Genomic DNA, 510 nt, shown 5'->3' on the forward strand with positions numbered 1-510 from the left:
CGCGGCACGTCAGCTTCGAGCGGTCGAAGTCCAGCCGCGCCTGCAGCACGCCATTTGTGAGCAGGTTGTACAAGCCTGGATCGGCGCGCTGGATGATCAGCGCAGGCAGGGACGCCACGGCGCTGGTGGCACTCTGGATCACGTTGCTCATGATCTGCTGAAAGCCGTTCGTGACACCGTTGAGCTGGTTCTTCAGCGTGGTCTGGAGGCTCATGTCGCCGCAGATCAGGTTGCTGTTCCAGCCCGCACCGACTCCGATCCAACGCATGCCTGCCGCGCGGCCCATGGACACCGCGCTGCCACCACCAATCGAATACATGACCTCATCGCCGATGACGGGGCCGCTGGCCTGGAAGCCGTTCTGCGCCCATGCGAGGCCGCAACCCAGGGCAAGCGCGCCGGCCAGCGCCGTGGTGCGCAGCAGGCGGCGTGCCTTGGTAGAGAGATTCATCAGTTCAGGACGCTTCATCGCCGTATCCTCAATCGAAATCGACGCTGCCGAGGAACACC

1 pseudogene is annotated in these 510 nt (G+C 64.1%); it reads right to left on the minus strand.

The window, feature by feature from the left end:
* Positions 1-469 (minus strand): annotated as a pseudogene (locus F7R02_RS25830) (integrating conjugative element protein); the annotation flags it as partial.
* Positions 470-510: the final 41 nt, after the last annotated feature.

The organism is Xanthomonas cissicola, assembly GCF_008801575.1.
Lineage (GTDB): Bacteria > Pseudomonadota > Gammaproteobacteria > Xanthomonadales > Xanthomonadaceae > Xanthomonas > Xanthomonas cissicola.